This window comes from Fuscibacter oryzae (assembly GCF_016765795.1).
Lineage (GTDB): Bacteria > Pseudomonadota > Alphaproteobacteria > Rhodobacterales > Rhodobacteraceae > Fuscibacter > Fuscibacter oryzae.
Genome location: NZ_JAESVP010000013.1, coordinates 1 through 13,388, shown reverse-complemented (window position 1 = coordinate 13,388; position 13,388 = coordinate 1). Strand labels below are relative to the sequence as shown.

Sequence of the window (13,388 nt, the reverse complement as noted above, 5' to 3'; positions counted from 1 at the left end):
CGTCGCGAGCCGCCCGAGCTCTAGATCACCGTTCATCAGATCCGTCCTTTTCATTCGCTGCATCTACGTTCTCCGGCTCGATCAGTCCTGCGTGTTGCAGATGTCCCATCAGCAGCCAGCACATCAGAGCCCAAGACGCGCCGGCCGCCCATCCGGCCAGAACATCCGTCGGCCAGTGCACGCCCAGATAGACCCGGCTGCACCCAACCAAGAGCGTGAGCACAAGCGCCAGTGACAAAAAATAGATCTTGCCCGCAAGCGATGGCTGTGACCGGGCAAGGAGATCGCCAAGCGTCAGATAAACGACGGCAGACATCATGGCATGGCCACTAGGAAAGCTGAGGGTAAACACGGCCATCGCATGCGGTACGAGATCGGGCCGTGGCCGGGCGAAACCGATCTTCAGAAGGCTGGACAGGACGACGCCGCCCACAACTGCCAGAAGCACGAAACCTGCCATGCGTTGCTTTCGCGAGATCAGCAGCCAGCCGACCGCCGCCAGCGTGACAACCGTCAGAACCCCAGTGCTGCCAAGCGCCGTGAAGTCACGCACCATCTCCTGCAACCAAAGCGGGCCGATCGGCCGTGCAGTGTCGCCCGGGGTGCGCAGGGACAGCAGGATAACCTCGTCGAAACCACGCGTCTCACCTTCGAGGATCTCCTCAGCAATGTAGACGAAGCCGAAAAGCAGAATGGCGACGGCAGCGGTGACCACCGCAAGCGATCGCTCGACAGATCGTGTCGCACGAATGGCTCGGCCCGAACCCATGATCGCCCACAACCGGAGACTCATTTCCCCGTACTCCCATCATGCAGCCCCTCCTGACGCCAGAAGCGATATTTTTCGACCGCTAGCGCAAGAACGAGCAGGTCGCGTTCTACCGCGTCCGCACCATCACCCTGCCTCTTAGCTTGAGCACTGCCGCCCCAGAGGCCTACTGTTTCAATCTCGAAAATCTTACTTGCACCTGGCGATCTGATGCATCCGCTCACGCAGGATCGCGACTATACCGATATCGCCGTCGAACAGTCGGCGCCAATAGACGAAGTGGTGCTCATACCGGAAGAAGTACCCTTCGACGCCGAACTCTGCCGGGATCGGCTTTGGTGCGCCGCCATAGGCCCCTCTCCGCTCGGACGCAGGGCTGTCCAAGAGATGAAACGACGGGGCCTCTGATGATTCAACGCGCAACTAATTGAGGATAATCGAGGCCGCAATGACATTGGCACTTTTTGGCGCATCTGCGGCATATCGCCAATTGTATTGATCGCGCCGTAGGCCCGCGCGCGGCGCTGGTCGAGTGCCGGATACACGACAAATGATCAATCCACAGAATAGCATGGCTGGCTTCGTCAAGCCCGCGCCGCAAAGACATAGAGGCAGCGGCAATTTTCTTCGTCACCGCCTTTCAGGCACGCATGAGGCATTGTTCCGTCGAAATGGACGCTATCGCCCGGCGACAGAATGACAGGTTCATATCCTTCGGTGTGCAGCAGAAGATGGCCCGACAGGACGTGCAGCATGTCGTCGGTATCATGGCGGTTCCACTCGCTGATTGGCGGGGGTTCGCTTGATGTAAACTCGACCAGCATCGTCTGGAACGGTCGCCCGCGCAGCTCTGCGCCCAGTGACCAAAGCCGGGCGCCGGGGCTTTCAATCGGTGCGCCCAGCACTCCGCGCTCGACCACCATGCGGCCCGAAAGCCGCCCTGCCTCATTTCGCACCAGATCCGACAGGGCGCAGTCAAACCCATGTGCGATCTTCAGCAAGATCTCGAAAGTGGGCGAGAGCTGGCCGTTCTCGATCTTTGAAAGGGTCGAGCGGGCGAAGCCGGCGCGATCCGCCAGCGCCTGCTGGTTCCAGCCACGCTCCTCCCGCCAGCGGCGGATGCGCTCTGCCAGTTCGCGGTGCGGCTCGGCATTCCTCGGGCGTTCAGCTATCGGCGGCATGATGTTCCATTTGACGGCATTATGTTCTTATACTAACAATCCGCGACCATCACAAGAAAGGATGCGTCATGGCCGGACCAAAATCGAAAGCCCTTTTCGAACGTGGACGCAAGGTTCTGATCGAGGGGGTCTCCTCGGCCTCGCGCGGACCGGCGACCTTTGGTGGTGCCCCGCGCTACATGAGCCATGGTCAGGGCGCGCGGCTTTTTGATGTGGACGGCCGCGAATACATTGACTGGATGATGGCTTTCGGCGCGCTGCCGCTGGGCCATGCGCATCCCAAGGTGGTTGAGACCATCGCACGCGAAGCCGCCCGAGGCACCCATTTTGCCACTGCGCTGGAGGTTGAGGTCGAGGTCGCCGAGATGCTGGTCGCCCTCCTGCCCCACGTCGACAAGGTCCGCTTCGCCAATACCGGGACCGAAGCGGCGATGGCTGCCTTCCGCCTCGCGCGTGGTCACACCGGGCGCAGGAAGATCATCAAGTTCGAAGGCCATTACCACGGATGGTGGGATTCGGTGCTGATCAACACCAACCCCTATCCGCCGACCCTGCTGGGGCATCCGAACGACCCGATCCGCATTCCCGACAGTTCGGGCATCCCAGAGGAGGCGTGGAAGGACACCATCGTCGTCCGCTGGAACGACGTTGAGGCCCTCGAGCGCGCGATGGCACTGCATGGCCGCGACGCGGCCTGTGTGGTGACCGAAGGTGTGATGTCCAATATGGGGGTGATCCCGCCGAAACCCGGTTATCTGCAACGCATGCAAGAGCTTTGCCGCCAATATGGGGCGCTGTTCTACCTCGACGAAACTGTCACCGGATTCCGCCTTGCCGCCGGAGGTTGTGCCGAGCTTTATGGGCTGGAACCCGACATCGTCACCTATGGCAAGGCCTTGGGCGGCGGCTTGCCCATGGCGATGATCGGTGGCCGAGACGAGATCATGGCGGGTCTTGAATGGGGCAAAGTGCTGCATTTCGGCACCCATAATGCGGGCCGTCTGGCGCTGCATGTGACCAAGGTCATGCTGGAGACGATGCTTGCCGAGGATCAGGCCGGGTTCCGGCGGATCAAGAACCTCGGCAAGGCGATGACGGATGAGATCCGCAAGCTTGCCAAACATTCCAACCGTCACGGCATGGTTGTGCAGGGGGTGAATTCAATGTTCCAGATCTTCTTCACCGACCAGCCGGAGATCAGCGATTACCGCGACTTTTGCAGCCATGTCGACCGCGCGAAGTTCCGCGACTTTGCGCTGCGGCTGATGGACAAGGGCATATACATGAACCCCTCGGCCACACTGCATTCGCTGTCCTCCATCGTCCATACCGAGGCCGACATCACCGCCACTGCCGCCGCCATGGCCGAGGTGCTGGAGGAGATGCCGTGATCCTGATCGGCATCCTCGGCACGGGCCATCTGGCCGAGATGATGGTGCGGGGATTGCAGGGGACGGACTACCGCTTTGTCCTGTCCCCGCGCGGGCCTGAGACCGCGGCCCGGCTGTCCAGGCAATATGGCTGCGAGATTGCCGCAAGCAATCAGGACGTGGTGGATCGCTGTGAAGGAGTCTTCGTCGCATTGCCGGCGGCACAGGGGATGGCGGAACTGTCGCGTCTGCATTTCCGCCCGGGCCAGCCGGTGTTGTCGGCAATGGCGGGAAACCACGCGCAGGTTCTGGCCGCAGCCATCGGCCCGGCTACGGGCGACATGGCGATGATGCCCGGCTATGCAAATGCGTTGCGCGTCGGGCCGTCGATTCTCTATCCTGGCACAGCATTCTGGCGGGCGTTTCTTGGGCAGGTCGGCCCGGTGCATGTGCTTGAGAAGGAAGATCAGTTCGTGATTGCCGCCAGCTTTGGGGCCTTCTCGGGTGCCTCCTTCGCCTGGATGAAGGCGATCATCGACTGGTTTACCGCGCAGGGCCTGCCGTCCGATCTGGCGCTTAGCCTGGTTGCAGGCACCCTGCGCGGCAATGCCGAGGTCCTGCTGCGCGAGGGCCGATCAATGGAAAGTATCCGTGAAAGCGTCGCCACGCCCGGCGGCATCACCGAACTTCTATTGGGCAAGCTGGGCGAAGCCGAGGGTTTGCAAGCCTGGGCGCGGGGGCTGGATGCGGTGGCAAGGCGACTGAAAGGCTGAAGAAGGTCAGCGCGGTTACAGCGGGAATTGGTCAAGAACCGCAGTAACCTCATAACCAAACAGAGGCCGTAATGGGATCAGCGTCCGCTGTGACCTGCCGTAGGAATTTTCTTCCATCGGCACCCCCCTAAAGCAAGGGGCTGCATAAGTGGGATTTTCTCGCCAAGATGAACGAGGAAATTCTGAATTAAGACAAGCAGATACACTGAGGCGCAGATCCTTTCTATCCTGCGTCGTGCCCAAGGCGGTATGCAGGTGGCCGAACTGCGCTGGGCGCATTGCATGACCGAACTCGCCAACCGCGGTATCCTTTGACCGTGCTGCACTAATCGACAATGTCATATGCATGCGGCCTGAGGATGAGGCGGCCAAAGATTGAGCAGAGTCGAATGGAGCATCTGTGCTACACTTTGTACAGGAACCGGACTCCGGCGCTCCTTTCTCCGGTCTGTCATGGCTTCCTGTCACCCTTGGGAGGATCAGATGTCGGACTACAAGGTCGGATACTTCGTCGGCAGCCTTGCAAAAGGCTCGATCAACCGGAAACTCGCCAGGCGCTGGTTCGCCTCGCGCCATCGGGCCTGCAGATGCAGGAGATCCCTTTTGGCGACCTGCCCCTCTACAGCTACGACTATGACGCCGACTACCCAGCAGTCGCCCGGGAGTTCAAGGCGGCCATCGCAACCGTGGACGCCGTACTGTTCGTCACTCCGGAGTACAACCGCTCGATTCCGGGCGGGCTGAAGAACGCCATCGACTGGGCGAGCCGTCCCTGGGGGCAGAACTCGTTCACCCGGAAGCCGTCAGGAATTATTGGCACGTCGCCCGGCGCCATCGGCACAGCCGTCGGACAGCAGCACCTGAAGAGCATCCTCAGCTTCTGCAATTCGCCGATGATGAACGCGATCGAAGCCTATATTCAGTTCACGCCGGACTTGATTTCTGACGACGGCAAGGTCAGCGTCGAGGCAACCGAGACCTTCCTGCGCAACTACATGAGCGAGTTCAGCAATTTCATCGGGCGGGTGCTGACCGTCTATCCCCGCACCGCGTGACTTGGGGCGCAAAGAACGATGCAGTTCAACTGAACGGCGACGGTGACATGCCGCAACCTTAGATGTTGGTCTGGTCGGGCGGCACCCCGCGCGGCAGAGCGGCTGCGCCATCAGCCTCCTCGCAGTTCACGCCCTCCATGCCGACACCGTAGCAGGTCATCGACAGTGACCCCAGCGCATAGCCGCGCAGCAGCGCCTTGGCATCCGTCCCCGCCATTGCCAGTCCTGCGGTATAGAGCAGCGGGATGAAATGATCGGGCGTTGGCACCGCCATCGCATAGTCGGGGTGTTCCAGCGCCTTGAGGATGTCGGCGGGTGCCTCCGACATCTGGCGCGCAACCGCGTCGTCGAAACGCTGCGCCCAAGCGGCACCGGCATCCGGCTTGTTCCATTCGACTCGACGTAAATTGTGCACGACGTTGCCGCTGGAAACGATCATCACCCCGCGCTTGCGTAGAGCGTTCAGTTTCGCAGCAAGATCGAGGTGATACTCCATCGGCTTCAGTGCGTTGATCGACAGTTGCACGACCGGGACATCGGCCTTGGGAAAGAGGTGGGCCAGAACGCTCCAGGTGCCATGATCAAGGCCCCACTGGTCCTGATCGGCCCCCACCCAATGCGGCTTGACGACTTCGGCGATCTCTCCAGCCAGTTCCGGCAAGCCGGGGGCGGGATAGTCGAAGTCGAAGAGATCCTTGGGAAAGCCGTAGAAATCATGGATGGTCCTCGGCTGCGCCATTGCGGTGACTGCGGTAGCACCGATGAACCAATGCGCAGACACCACAAGAATCGCCCGAGGTCTCGGCAGCGCCGCTCCCAGCTTGCGCCATGCGCGGGTATAGCCGTTTTCTTCCAGAGTATTCATCGGGCTGCCATGACCCAGAAAAAGCGCGGGCATCGTTTCCATAGTAGCCTCCCGGCCAGGTGTGATGGGCATCTGTTGGCGAAAGCCCGTAGCAAGGAACAAATGGTGTCAGGTAGATAGGCGCGCGGCGTCCCCACCAGACAGGGAAAGGGTATCACGAACTGCCTTGAGAATGCGCGCGTCAATCGCATGCCCAAGACCATCGAATACGATCAGCCGTGGTGTCGCTCCGGCGTCTTGCAACCAGGCCTCGGTAGCGCGGGCAACAGCAGGCGGCATCACCGGATCGTCGGCGCCATGCATTAGCGTGACGGAAGGCCAATCGCCGCGTGAGCCAACCGGTCCCGCCAATCGACCCGAAAGCGCAATGACGCCCGCCACCGGCATACCTGCGGCGACGGCGTGCAGTGCCATGATTGCGCCTTGGGAAAAGCCGATCAGCACGCTGTCGCGGGGAGAGCCAAGGCTTGCGATCAGATCGGCGAAGGCTGGCATCGCTTCGGCGATACGACCAGGGCGGTTTGCCTCCGTCACCCCCTTGACCGAAAACCACTGCCGTCCAGCCCCCATGTCAAAGGGTTGCAGCCCATCCGGACAAACGGCGGGCTGCGGCAGCGCAAGGACTTCGGCCAGAGGACGCATGGCTGCTCCGCTGCTTCCGACACCATGCAGAAAGATGACATGCTTGTAAGACCCGATCATTGGGTGGCCTGCAGAAGGTCGGTAACATTGTCGGCGCGCATGGGCTCGGTCCCACTTTGGTTCAGCGCCTTGATCGGGTAATATCCGGCCTTGACGTGGTCGAGATAGACAGTTTCCCGCACGCCGGGCAGGCGCAGGACGCGGGCAATGCGGGCTCCCTTGCCAGTCGGCCCGGCGAAGTCATCGGCGGTGATCCAGTTGCGGGAGGACGACTGCTGGCGGACAAAGCGTCCCTGTTCTTCCTTGGCCTGCACCGGATGCCAGTTTGCCGTCAATTTGCCGTTCACCAACGTCTTGTCTCTCCTTCAGCTGGGTGGCCCGCGCCGGATGCCCGGCGCAGAGATCGCAGGGGTCAAGCGCGCTTCGACGGCAACATAGCATTGGCCCCGTCGCCGACGGCGGCGAGGGCCGCCTGCACCATGGCCCACATCATCGGGTATTCCCAGCCGCCGTTCGGGTTCGACCAGTTGAAGCCCGATGCGCCGTGGCCGAACCAGGCAGCCCCGAGCAGCACCGGAACCAAGGCCAGAGACACGATCCGGGCCTTGATCCCGAGGATCAGCGCGAGGCCGCCTGCGATCTCGATCAGCATGGTCAGGTAGCCGAGGGTACCGGGCAGGCCGATGGATTCGAAATATCCTGCAGTTCCGGCTGGTGTGAAGACAAAGAGCTTCACGAGGCCGTGGAACAGAAACAGCGCACCAGTGGTCACGCGCAGCGCGAGGATGGCATATGGAGCGGTCTTGAGATCGATCATTTCTTTATTCCTTGAGGACAAGGTTAACGGGAAAGCCAGACGGGCGCGATCTGGGTGCCTTGCCCCAGCATGTAGCCGAACTGGATGTTGAGGTAGGCGAGCGGTTCGATATGGCGGGCGTTCGACAGCGGCCCGGCGTCGCGGACGTCAAAGCCTGCCTCCTGTGCCAGCGCGATTACCGCGGCCTTGGCGTGGCCATCATCGGCGGCAACGAAGGTCTGCACCGGGGTCGCCCCGAAGATCAGCCCCTGATCATAGACCTGCGCAAAGACCGTGTTGAAGGCCTTCACCAGCTTTGCCCCGGTCAGCGCGCGGGCGATCTCTTCAGCGGCCGAAGTGGTGTGGCCTACCAGAAGGCCCGAGAAGTCCTCTTTCACCGGGTTGGTCACATCAACCACGATCTTGCCTGCGAAATCGGCGACCTCGGCCAGACCCGCCGCAGCGCCGTAAGGCACCGCCAGAATCACCACGTCCGCCGCGGCCACCGCCGGGCGAACCTCGGCGGCCCGCACCAACACGCCGCGCCCGGCCAGTTTCGCCGCTGCATCCGCGCCACCCTTGCGATCGGACACAGTGACCTCGTTCTTGCCGTTTGCCAGAACCGAAGCCAGCCCCGCGCCGATGCCGCCGGTTCCGATGATTGCGATCTTCATGTCAGTCACTCCATTCCAGTACCTTGCGACCGTTCTGGCCGCCTTGGTCATGCCCGAAATATGAGCCGTGCAGCGTCTGGCGAAAATGACGAAGGTGTGCTATGACTTTCGCCGAATTGTTCTGAATTGGGGCGACGATGGATCTGGTCGACGGCATCCGCGTCTTTGTGGCCTCGGTCGAAACCGGGTCGTTCTCGGGCGCGGCGGCGCGGTTGGGGATGTCACCCAAACTGGCATCGAAATACATGGGCGAACTGGAAGCGCAGCTTGGCACCCAGCTTCTGCACCGCACCACCCGACGTCTTGGCCTGACAGCGGCGGGCGAGCAGCTGATGGCCCGCGCGCCAGATTGGCTGAACGAGCTGGAGGAGATGACCGGCGAGCTGCGCGAGGCACGCCGCGGTCTGTCTGGCACGCTGCGCGTCTCGGCTCCGGTCACTTATGGCGAACTGCGGGTGCTGCCGCTGATGCGCCGCTTCCGCGCCCTGCATCCAGATCTGACCATCGACTTGCGCCTGTCCGACCGCTTCGTCGATCTGGCCGCGGAGGGGATCGACGTCGCCATCCGCATCGGGCGGCTGGACACCTCGGCGCTGATCGCCCGCAAGCTCGGCCAGATCAGCCTGCTGCTGGTGGCTTCGCCCGCGCATCTCGATCATGCGGGCCGCCCCGAAACCTTTGGCGACCTTGTCCCCCACTGCTGCATCCGCGACACCAATATGCGCGGCGACGGGGCCTGGCCCCTGACCGAAGACGGGCAGATACACCGGATCACCGTCTCCGGCCCCTATCTTGTGAACAGCGCCCGTCTGGCCCGCGATCTGGTGATCGAAGGCGAAGGCATCGCGCTTTGCCACGACTACATGGTGAAAGCCGACCTCGATGTGGGCAGGCTTGAACATGTCCTGCCGGGTGTGTGCGGTCCTCGGCTTGATGTCCATGCGGTCTATATCGGGCAGCGCCGTCTGGCGCGACGAACGCGAGCGTTTCTGGATTTTGTGGCCGCCAACATGTTCACAGAAGAAGCGCGGTCCTAGGCTTGGTCCGCGCGATCAACCGTGTCAGGCAACTTCCGAAGCTGTCGAATGCCATTTGCCGGCCGTCATGCGCTGTTGCACACGCAGGCGATGCGCTTCGGGGGACAGCGGGTGTTTCCGCCGGTGGCGTCGGCTGTTGCAGTACCAGCAAGCGGCGACAATATTATCGGTCGTGTCTTGGCCTCCCTCGGATCGGGGGTGGAGATGTTCGGCGGTGCAGTGCAGGGCCTCCGGTACGGCTTTTGAGCCGAACGGTGATCCTGTAGAGGCGGGATCATCCCACATCGGCAGACCGCAGTAATAACAGCGGCCTGCCCAGCCTCATATTGAAGCATGCCGGATTTATAGATTGCAATCAAAGCAGGATTGTACACAGATTAACGAGATATAATCACCAACAGTCAGTTTATTCTCGGAACGTACAAATGACCCGTGCTTTGCGGCCGCCTCGTTCGGCGAACATTTCGTCAGATCAAATTACTTCACAAGGCGCGGTTGGCTCACGATTTTTGATCGTGGATTTAAACAATTTTGCTAGCTTTCCAACGCTTGCCGTCGGCATTCTCGCGGCAGCGCTTCGTAATCGCGGCCATCAGGTTGAAGTACTATGTCCTCTTGCCTATGACGTGCCCGCAACACAGCGAGAGCGGCAAGAGACTCTGCTTGACCATGCAAAGCGGCGAATTCATCTGTCGGATTGGTCGCCCATACTGCGGGCGCGAGATCTGCTGCGTCAGGCGGCGAGCCGCGCCGCCGAAAGAGCGCATCCAGTCGTTCTGCGCGAAGTGGCCAGGGCGCTTGAGCGCAAGCCTGATGTCATTCTTGTATCAGCCTATTTGCAGCATTTTGAAAGTCTCCGTGCCATCGCGGCCCTAGCCAAGACAAAGGGGGTTTCGGTGTTGTTGGGCGGGCCAATGTTCAACATTGCTGAAACCGCCGATGTCTGGCGCGCGCTGCCAGGCGTCTCGGCAGTGGTGGGCGCCGAGGTAGACCGCGATCTTGCGGATTTGGCAGAGGCACTGGTATCGGATCGGGATATGCTGAGCCACACTGGTGTCGTACTCGCCGATGGGCGCAGGTCAGCTCCCGCGCAGCCGCTGCGCAACCTGGATGCGGCGCCGATACCAGATTTCACCGATTTTCCGTGGGACCGCTATCCAGTACGCATCGTTCCTGTGATGACCGGGCGCGGGTGTCAGTGGGACCAGTGTCTGTTTTGCTCCGACGTGATTTCGGTCAGTGGGCGAACCTTCCGCACACGGAGCGTTGAAAACGTACTTGTCGAGATGCAGGAACAGGCCCGGCGGCACGAGACGACAAATTTCCTATTCCTTGACCTGAAGCTCAACTCTTGGCCCGGCATGATCCGCGGTGTTGCCAAGGGCCTCGGGCGCTATGTGCAGGGGGCTGAATGGGTCGGCACCGTTCATGTAGATCAGCGTGCCGATAATGGCCTCACGCGCGCCGATCTGCATGCGGCGGCAGAGGGAGGAATGCGGCGCATTTCCTTTGGTCTTGAGAGTGGCAGCCAAGCGTTATTGGACGCGATGCGCAAGGGGTCCTCCGTGGAACGCAACAGCACTTTCATCCGTGATGCACATGATGCGGGCCTTTCGATCCGTTGTACGATGTTCAAAGGTTTTCCCGGGGAGACTGCGGAGGATATGCAGGCCACTGTCAGGTTTCTTGAAGAACACGCGCTTTTTCTTGATCGGGTGCGGTTTAACGATTTCACGATTCACACCGGCACGCCAATTTGGCGGGCTCTCAGCGAAAAGGCAGATGGCGCATCAACGCTTGACATCGTGCGACTGGATAATCGTCGGGCCCGCGTCCTCTATCGCACCCGAGAGCCGCGTGATGCCGCCTATCGGCGGGCAAAGGCGCGAGCGCTGGATCTGGTCTACCAGATCAACCGGCGCGAAATTCGGGACGCGGCACGGCAGTTCGACGGGTTGATGTGATGCGGCATCTTGTTTCTGCGCTCTTTCGCGATGGCACTGCTGCAACCGGCAGCCCCTTGGAACGCCGCCTTCGCCGGATCTCAGCGTTGGAGCGCAAGGAAGAGGCCCGGCATTTCCTTGACCAGTTCCACGACGCCAGCAGTGCGGGCAGAGCGGGGCGGCAGGCACGCTGGGCCGAGGTACGCCGCAGCCTATCGCGGCGCGGCTGGTATGAACATACGCCTGATGAGTTGGCCTTCGGCGCAAGGCTTGCATGGCGCAACACCGGGCGTTGTATCGGGCGGTTGTATTGGGAAAGTCTGGATGTCGTCGATTGTCGTCACCTGACCGAACCTAGCCAGATCAACTCGCGCCTGATCAGTCATTTGGGTGAAGCACAGGCCGACGGTCGAGTGCGTTCAACGATGTCGGTATTCCGTCCCGTGCAGGGGCGGGACCTGCCATGCTGGATCGAAAGCCCACAGCTTGTGCAGTATGCTTGCCATCCCGGGTTGGACGGGGTTTTGCTGGGCGACCGCCAAAATGTCGAAGCTACGCGTATCGCGCAATCAATGGGCTGGCGACCCGCTGATAAGCCTGGTCCGTTCGATCTATTACCCCTGTTCATCCGAGACCGGACCGACCGCCGACACATGTTTGCGTTGCCCGAAGGTGCGGTACGCGAGATCGATATTTGCCACCCCGACAGCGGCGGCTTTGATGCCCTAAGCCTGCGCTGGTATGCTGTGCCGCTGGTGACCAACATGATCCTGACGATCGGCGGGATCGATTATCCCTGCGCGCCCTTCAATGGATTCTACATGGGCACAGAAATCGCATCCCGCAATTTCGGCGATGCAAAACGCTATGACCTTGTGCCGCAGGTGGCCCGAGCTCTTGGCCACGACATCAATGAGCCCGGCCCCCCCCTTTGGCGCGACATCGCGTTGACGGAGTTGAACCGGGCGGTTCTGCACTCATTCCGTGCCGCAGGGGTGACGATGGTCGATCATCACAGTGCATCGGACCAGTTCATGACGTTTCATCAACGCGAACAAGCCGCAGGACGCCGGGTTCCTGGCGATTGGCGTTGGCTCTTGCCGCCTCAGGCCGGCAGCGCGAGTGAGATTTTTCATCTGAGGATGCGCAACTTCCATCCGGTACCCAATTTCTATCGCGACCGCGGTGGGGATGGCCTACGTTTGATGCCTTGGTACGGGGACCGTTACAATACTCGTGTACAGATGTGGCAAGATCGCATCACGAGGCGCTGGAAACTTTGGAAAAGGATGCCTTGGTGACATCCATTTCATCTTCGAGCGAAATTGCATCTTTACGGCAAGAACTACTTTTACGCATCCTATTTCAGAACACTATTATTCAGGTGCTTGTTGTGTTGTTCGTTTTGATGGCGGGACTCGCAATTCTTCGCCCAGAACAGGCCGGGTTTGTCAGTCTGATTTTTCAAATCGCAACACTGGCCAGTGCATTGCAATGGTGCCACCACGGCATCCGCACCCGACAGATCAAGCAGTTCCTGACCTTGACCGCCTCCGGTGAGACTGGTCTGCTATGGGAGGATTGGCTGCCTGCCAACCGTCCGCCCTCTCTGCTGGGATCACGATGGATGATCTCGACCAAGGGGGTTTTTCTTGGCCTTGCGATGGCTATGCTGGGGGTCGACCTCATACTGGCCACCGCCGCATCGTTTTGTGGGCGCCTGGCGGCGGTGCTATGGCTTGCAACGGCGGGCTTTCTGCTTACGAACCCCAAGGAATAGGTCATGACCCAAACCGACCCCGCGCCTTTGGGCATCGTGGTACCCGTCCGGAATGAGCGCGCGCGCCTGCAACAATCTGTTCCGGCGGTACTGGCCTGTGTAGGTGGTCTTGATGCCAGGATTATCTGGGTATGCAACGGCTGCACCGACGACAGCGCCTGGCTGATCCGTCACATTGCTGGATCGACAGCAGAGGTGATCGAGCTTGTCCGACCTGGCAAGACCAGTGCCTTGCAAGCAGGCGATGACGCCTTAGAGGGACGGTTTCCTAGGATATATCTGGATGCCGATGTAATCCTGACAGCCGACGGGTTGCAGAAACTGATTGCACCGCTGATTGATGGTGCGGCCGACTTAACGGCGGCGCGGCGCGTGCATGACACGGAAGGGGTGTCGTACCTGTCCGCTGCGATTGCACGAACCTGGGAAAGCCTGCCCTATGCCAAGCATGCCGCTTTTCTTGGGGCGATTGGTCTTTCGGCGGCGGGTCGGAGCCGTTGGCT

General features: G+C 60.9%; 16 protein-coding genes and 1 pseudogene. 8 read left to right on the top strand and 9 right to left on the bottom strand.

What is annotated here, in order from left to right; all coding sequences use genetic code 11:
• Positions 1-25: 25 nt before the first annotated feature.
• The 3 genes and pseudogenes from JI744_RS18045 to JI744_RS18040 form a co-directional block, all read right to left on the bottom strand.
• A complete protein-coding gene (locus tag JI744_RS18045; RefSeq protein WP_236019540.1) occupies positions 26-781 on the bottom strand; it encodes a phosphatase PAP2 family protein in 756 nt (251 codons plus the stop codon).
• A gap of 177 nt (positions 782-958) precedes the next feature.
• Positions 959-1,102, bottom strand: a pseudogene (locus tag JI744_RS19175) (type II toxin-antitoxin system RelE/ParE family toxin); the annotation flags it as partial.
• 251 nt (positions 1,103-1,353) lie between these two features.
• Complete coding sequence (locus tag JI744_RS18040) at positions 1,354-1,950, bottom strand: XRE family transcriptional regulator (protein ID WP_202662574.1); 597 nt, start codon at positions 1,948-1,950, stop codon at positions 1,354-1,356.
• Between the two features lie 68 nt (positions 1,951-2,018).
• Here JI744_RS18040 and JI744_RS18035 point away from each other — a divergent pair, with 68 nt between their 5' ends.
• From JI744_RS18035 to JI744_RS18025, 3 genes are all read left to right on the top strand, one after another.
• The gene (locus JI744_RS18035) at positions 2,019-3,341 is read left to right on the top strand and encodes an aspartate aminotransferase family protein (protein WP_202662573.1); all 1,323 of its coding nucleotides are present in this window, start codon (positions 2,019-2,021) and stop codon (positions 3,339-3,341) included.
• Complete coding sequence (locus tag JI744_RS18030) at positions 3,338-4,093, top strand: pyrroline-5-carboxylate reductase dimerization domain-containing protein (RefSeq protein WP_202662572.1); 756 nt, start codon at positions 3,338-3,340, stop codon at positions 4,091-4,093. Before JI744_RS18035 ends, JI744_RS18030 begins: the two co-directional genes overlap by 4 nt.
• Positions 4,094-4,428: 335 nt before the next feature.
• Entirely contained in the window at positions 4,429-5,148 is a 720-nt protein-coding gene (locus JI744_RS18025; RefSeq protein ID WP_328757555.1) for an NADPH-dependent FMN reductase, read from the top strand.
• Between the two features lie 58 nt (positions 5,149-5,206).
• On the opposite strand, the gene ygiD is transcribed toward JI744_RS18025, so the two are convergent.
• The 5 genes from ygiD to JI744_RS18000 all read right to left on the bottom strand — a co-directional run bounded on the left by ygiD (position 5,207) and on the right by JI744_RS18000 (position 8,176).
• Positions 5,207-6,055, bottom strand: coding sequence for a 4,5-DOPA-extradiol-dioxygenase (gene ygiD / locus JI744_RS18020; RefSeq protein ID WP_202662571.1), 849 nt, complete (start codon positions 6,053-6,055; stop codon positions 5,207-5,209).
• 66 nt (positions 6,056-6,121) lie between these two features.
• Entirely contained in the window at positions 6,122-6,715 is a 594-nt protein-coding gene (locus JI744_RS18015; RefSeq protein ID WP_202662570.1) for an alpha/beta hydrolase family protein, read from the bottom strand.
• Positions 6,712-7,002 (bottom strand): hypothetical protein, encoded by a 291-nt coding sequence (locus JI744_RS19170; protein WP_236019537.1) that lies wholly within the window; start codon positions 7,000-7,002, stop codon positions 6,712-6,714. Before JI744_RS19170 ends, JI744_RS18015 begins: the two co-directional genes overlap by 4 nt.
• A gap of 65 nt (positions 7,003-7,067) precedes the next feature.
• Positions 7,068-7,472 carry a DoxX family protein gene (locus JI744_RS18005; RefSeq protein ID WP_202662569.1) on the bottom strand — a complete coding sequence of 135 codons (405 nt, stop codon included), beginning with the start codon at positions 7,470-7,472 and terminating at the stop codon, positions 7,068-7,070.
• 23 nt (positions 7,473-7,495) lie between these two features.
• Entirely contained in the window at positions 7,496-8,176 is a 681-nt protein-coding gene (locus JI744_RS18000; protein WP_268885817.1) for an NADPH-dependent F420 reductase, read from the bottom strand.
• Between the two features lie 86 nt (positions 8,177-8,262).
• On the opposite strand from JI744_RS18000, the gene JI744_RS17995 reads away from it, so the two are divergent.
• Positions 8,263-9,162 carry a LysR family transcriptional regulator gene (locus JI744_RS17995; protein WP_202662567.1) on the top strand — a complete coding sequence of 300 codons (900 nt, stop codon included), beginning with the start codon at positions 8,263-8,265 and terminating at the stop codon, positions 9,160-9,162.
• Positions 9,163-9,186: 24 nt separating this feature from the next.
• Here JI744_RS17995 and JI744_RS19410 read toward each other — a convergent pair whose 3' ends face one another.
• Positions 9,187-9,447, bottom strand: coding sequence for an HNH endonuclease signature motif containing protein (locus tag JI744_RS19410; RefSeq protein WP_202662566.1), 261 nt, complete (start codon positions 9,445-9,447; stop codon positions 9,187-9,189).
• A gap of 140 nt (positions 9,448-9,587) precedes the next feature.
• Here JI744_RS19410 and JI744_RS17985 point away from each other — a divergent pair, with 140 nt between their 5' ends.
• The 4 genes from JI744_RS17985 to JI744_RS17970 form a co-directional block, all read left to right on the top strand.
• Positions 9,588-11,126, top strand: coding sequence for a B12-binding domain-containing radical SAM protein (locus JI744_RS17985; protein ID WP_202662565.1), 1,539 nt, complete (start codon positions 9,588-9,590; stop codon positions 11,124-11,126).
• Complete coding sequence (locus JI744_RS17980; RefSeq protein WP_202662564.1) at positions 11,126-12,406, top strand: nitric oxide synthase oxygenase; 1,281 nt, start codon at positions 11,126-11,128, stop codon at positions 12,404-12,406. Before JI744_RS17985 ends, JI744_RS17980 begins: the two co-directional genes overlap by 1 nt.
• A complete protein-coding gene (locus JI744_RS17975; protein WP_202662563.1) occupies positions 12,403-12,885 on the top strand; it encodes a hypothetical protein in 483 nt (160 codons plus the stop codon). Before JI744_RS17980 ends, JI744_RS17975 begins: the two co-directional genes overlap by 4 nt.
• Positions 12,886-12,888: 3 nt before the next feature.
• Positions 12,889-13,388: glycosyltransferase family 2 protein (locus JI744_RS17970; RefSeq protein ID WP_202662562.1), on the top strand; the 500-nt coding region annotated here is incomplete at its 3' end.

Excerpts from the sequence above, each read along its gene's own strand:
- JI744_RS18040 (WP_202662574.1), bottom strand. The coding sequence starts at position 1,950 with ATGCCGCCGATAGCTGAACGCCCGAGGAATGCCGAGCCGCACCGCGAA.
- JI744_RS18035 (WP_202662573.1), top strand. The coding sequence starts at position 2,019 with ATGGCCGGACCAAAATCGAAAGCCCTTTTCGAACGTGGACGCAAGGTT.
- JI744_RS18025 (WP_328757555.1), top strand. The coding sequence starts at position 4,429 with ATGTCATATGCATGCGGCCTGAGGATGAGGCGGCCAAAGATTGAGCAG.
- ygiD (WP_202662571.1), bottom strand. The coding sequence starts at position 6,055 with ATGGAAACGATGCCCGCGCTTTTTCTGGGTCATGGCAGCCCGATGAAT.
- JI744_RS18015 (WP_202662570.1), bottom strand. The coding sequence starts at position 6,715 with ATGATCGGGTCTTACAAGCATGTCATCTTTCTGCATGGTGTCGGAAGC.
- JI744_RS18005 (WP_202662569.1), bottom strand. The coding sequence starts at position 7,472 with ATGATCGATCTCAAGACCGCTCCATATGCCATCCTCGCGCTGCGCGTG.
- JI744_RS18000 (WP_268885817.1), bottom strand. The coding sequence starts at position 8,176 with ATGACCAAGGCGGCCAGAACGGTCGCAAGGTACTGGAATGGAGTGACT.
- JI744_RS17995 (WP_202662567.1), top strand. The coding sequence starts at position 8,263 with ATGGATCTGGTCGACGGCATCCGCGTCTTTGTGGCCTCGGTCGAAACC.
- JI744_RS19410 (WP_202662566.1), bottom strand. The coding sequence starts at position 9,447 with ATGTGGGATGATCCCGCCTCTACAGGATCACCGTTCGGCTCAAAAGCC.
- JI744_RS17985 (WP_202662565.1), top strand. The coding sequence starts at position 9,588 with ATGACCCGTGCTTTGCGGCCGCCTCGTTCGGCGAACATTTCGTCAGAT.
- JI744_RS17980 (WP_202662564.1), top strand. The coding sequence starts at position 11,126 with ATGCGGCATCTTGTTTCTGCGCTCTTTCGCGATGGCACTGCTGCAACC.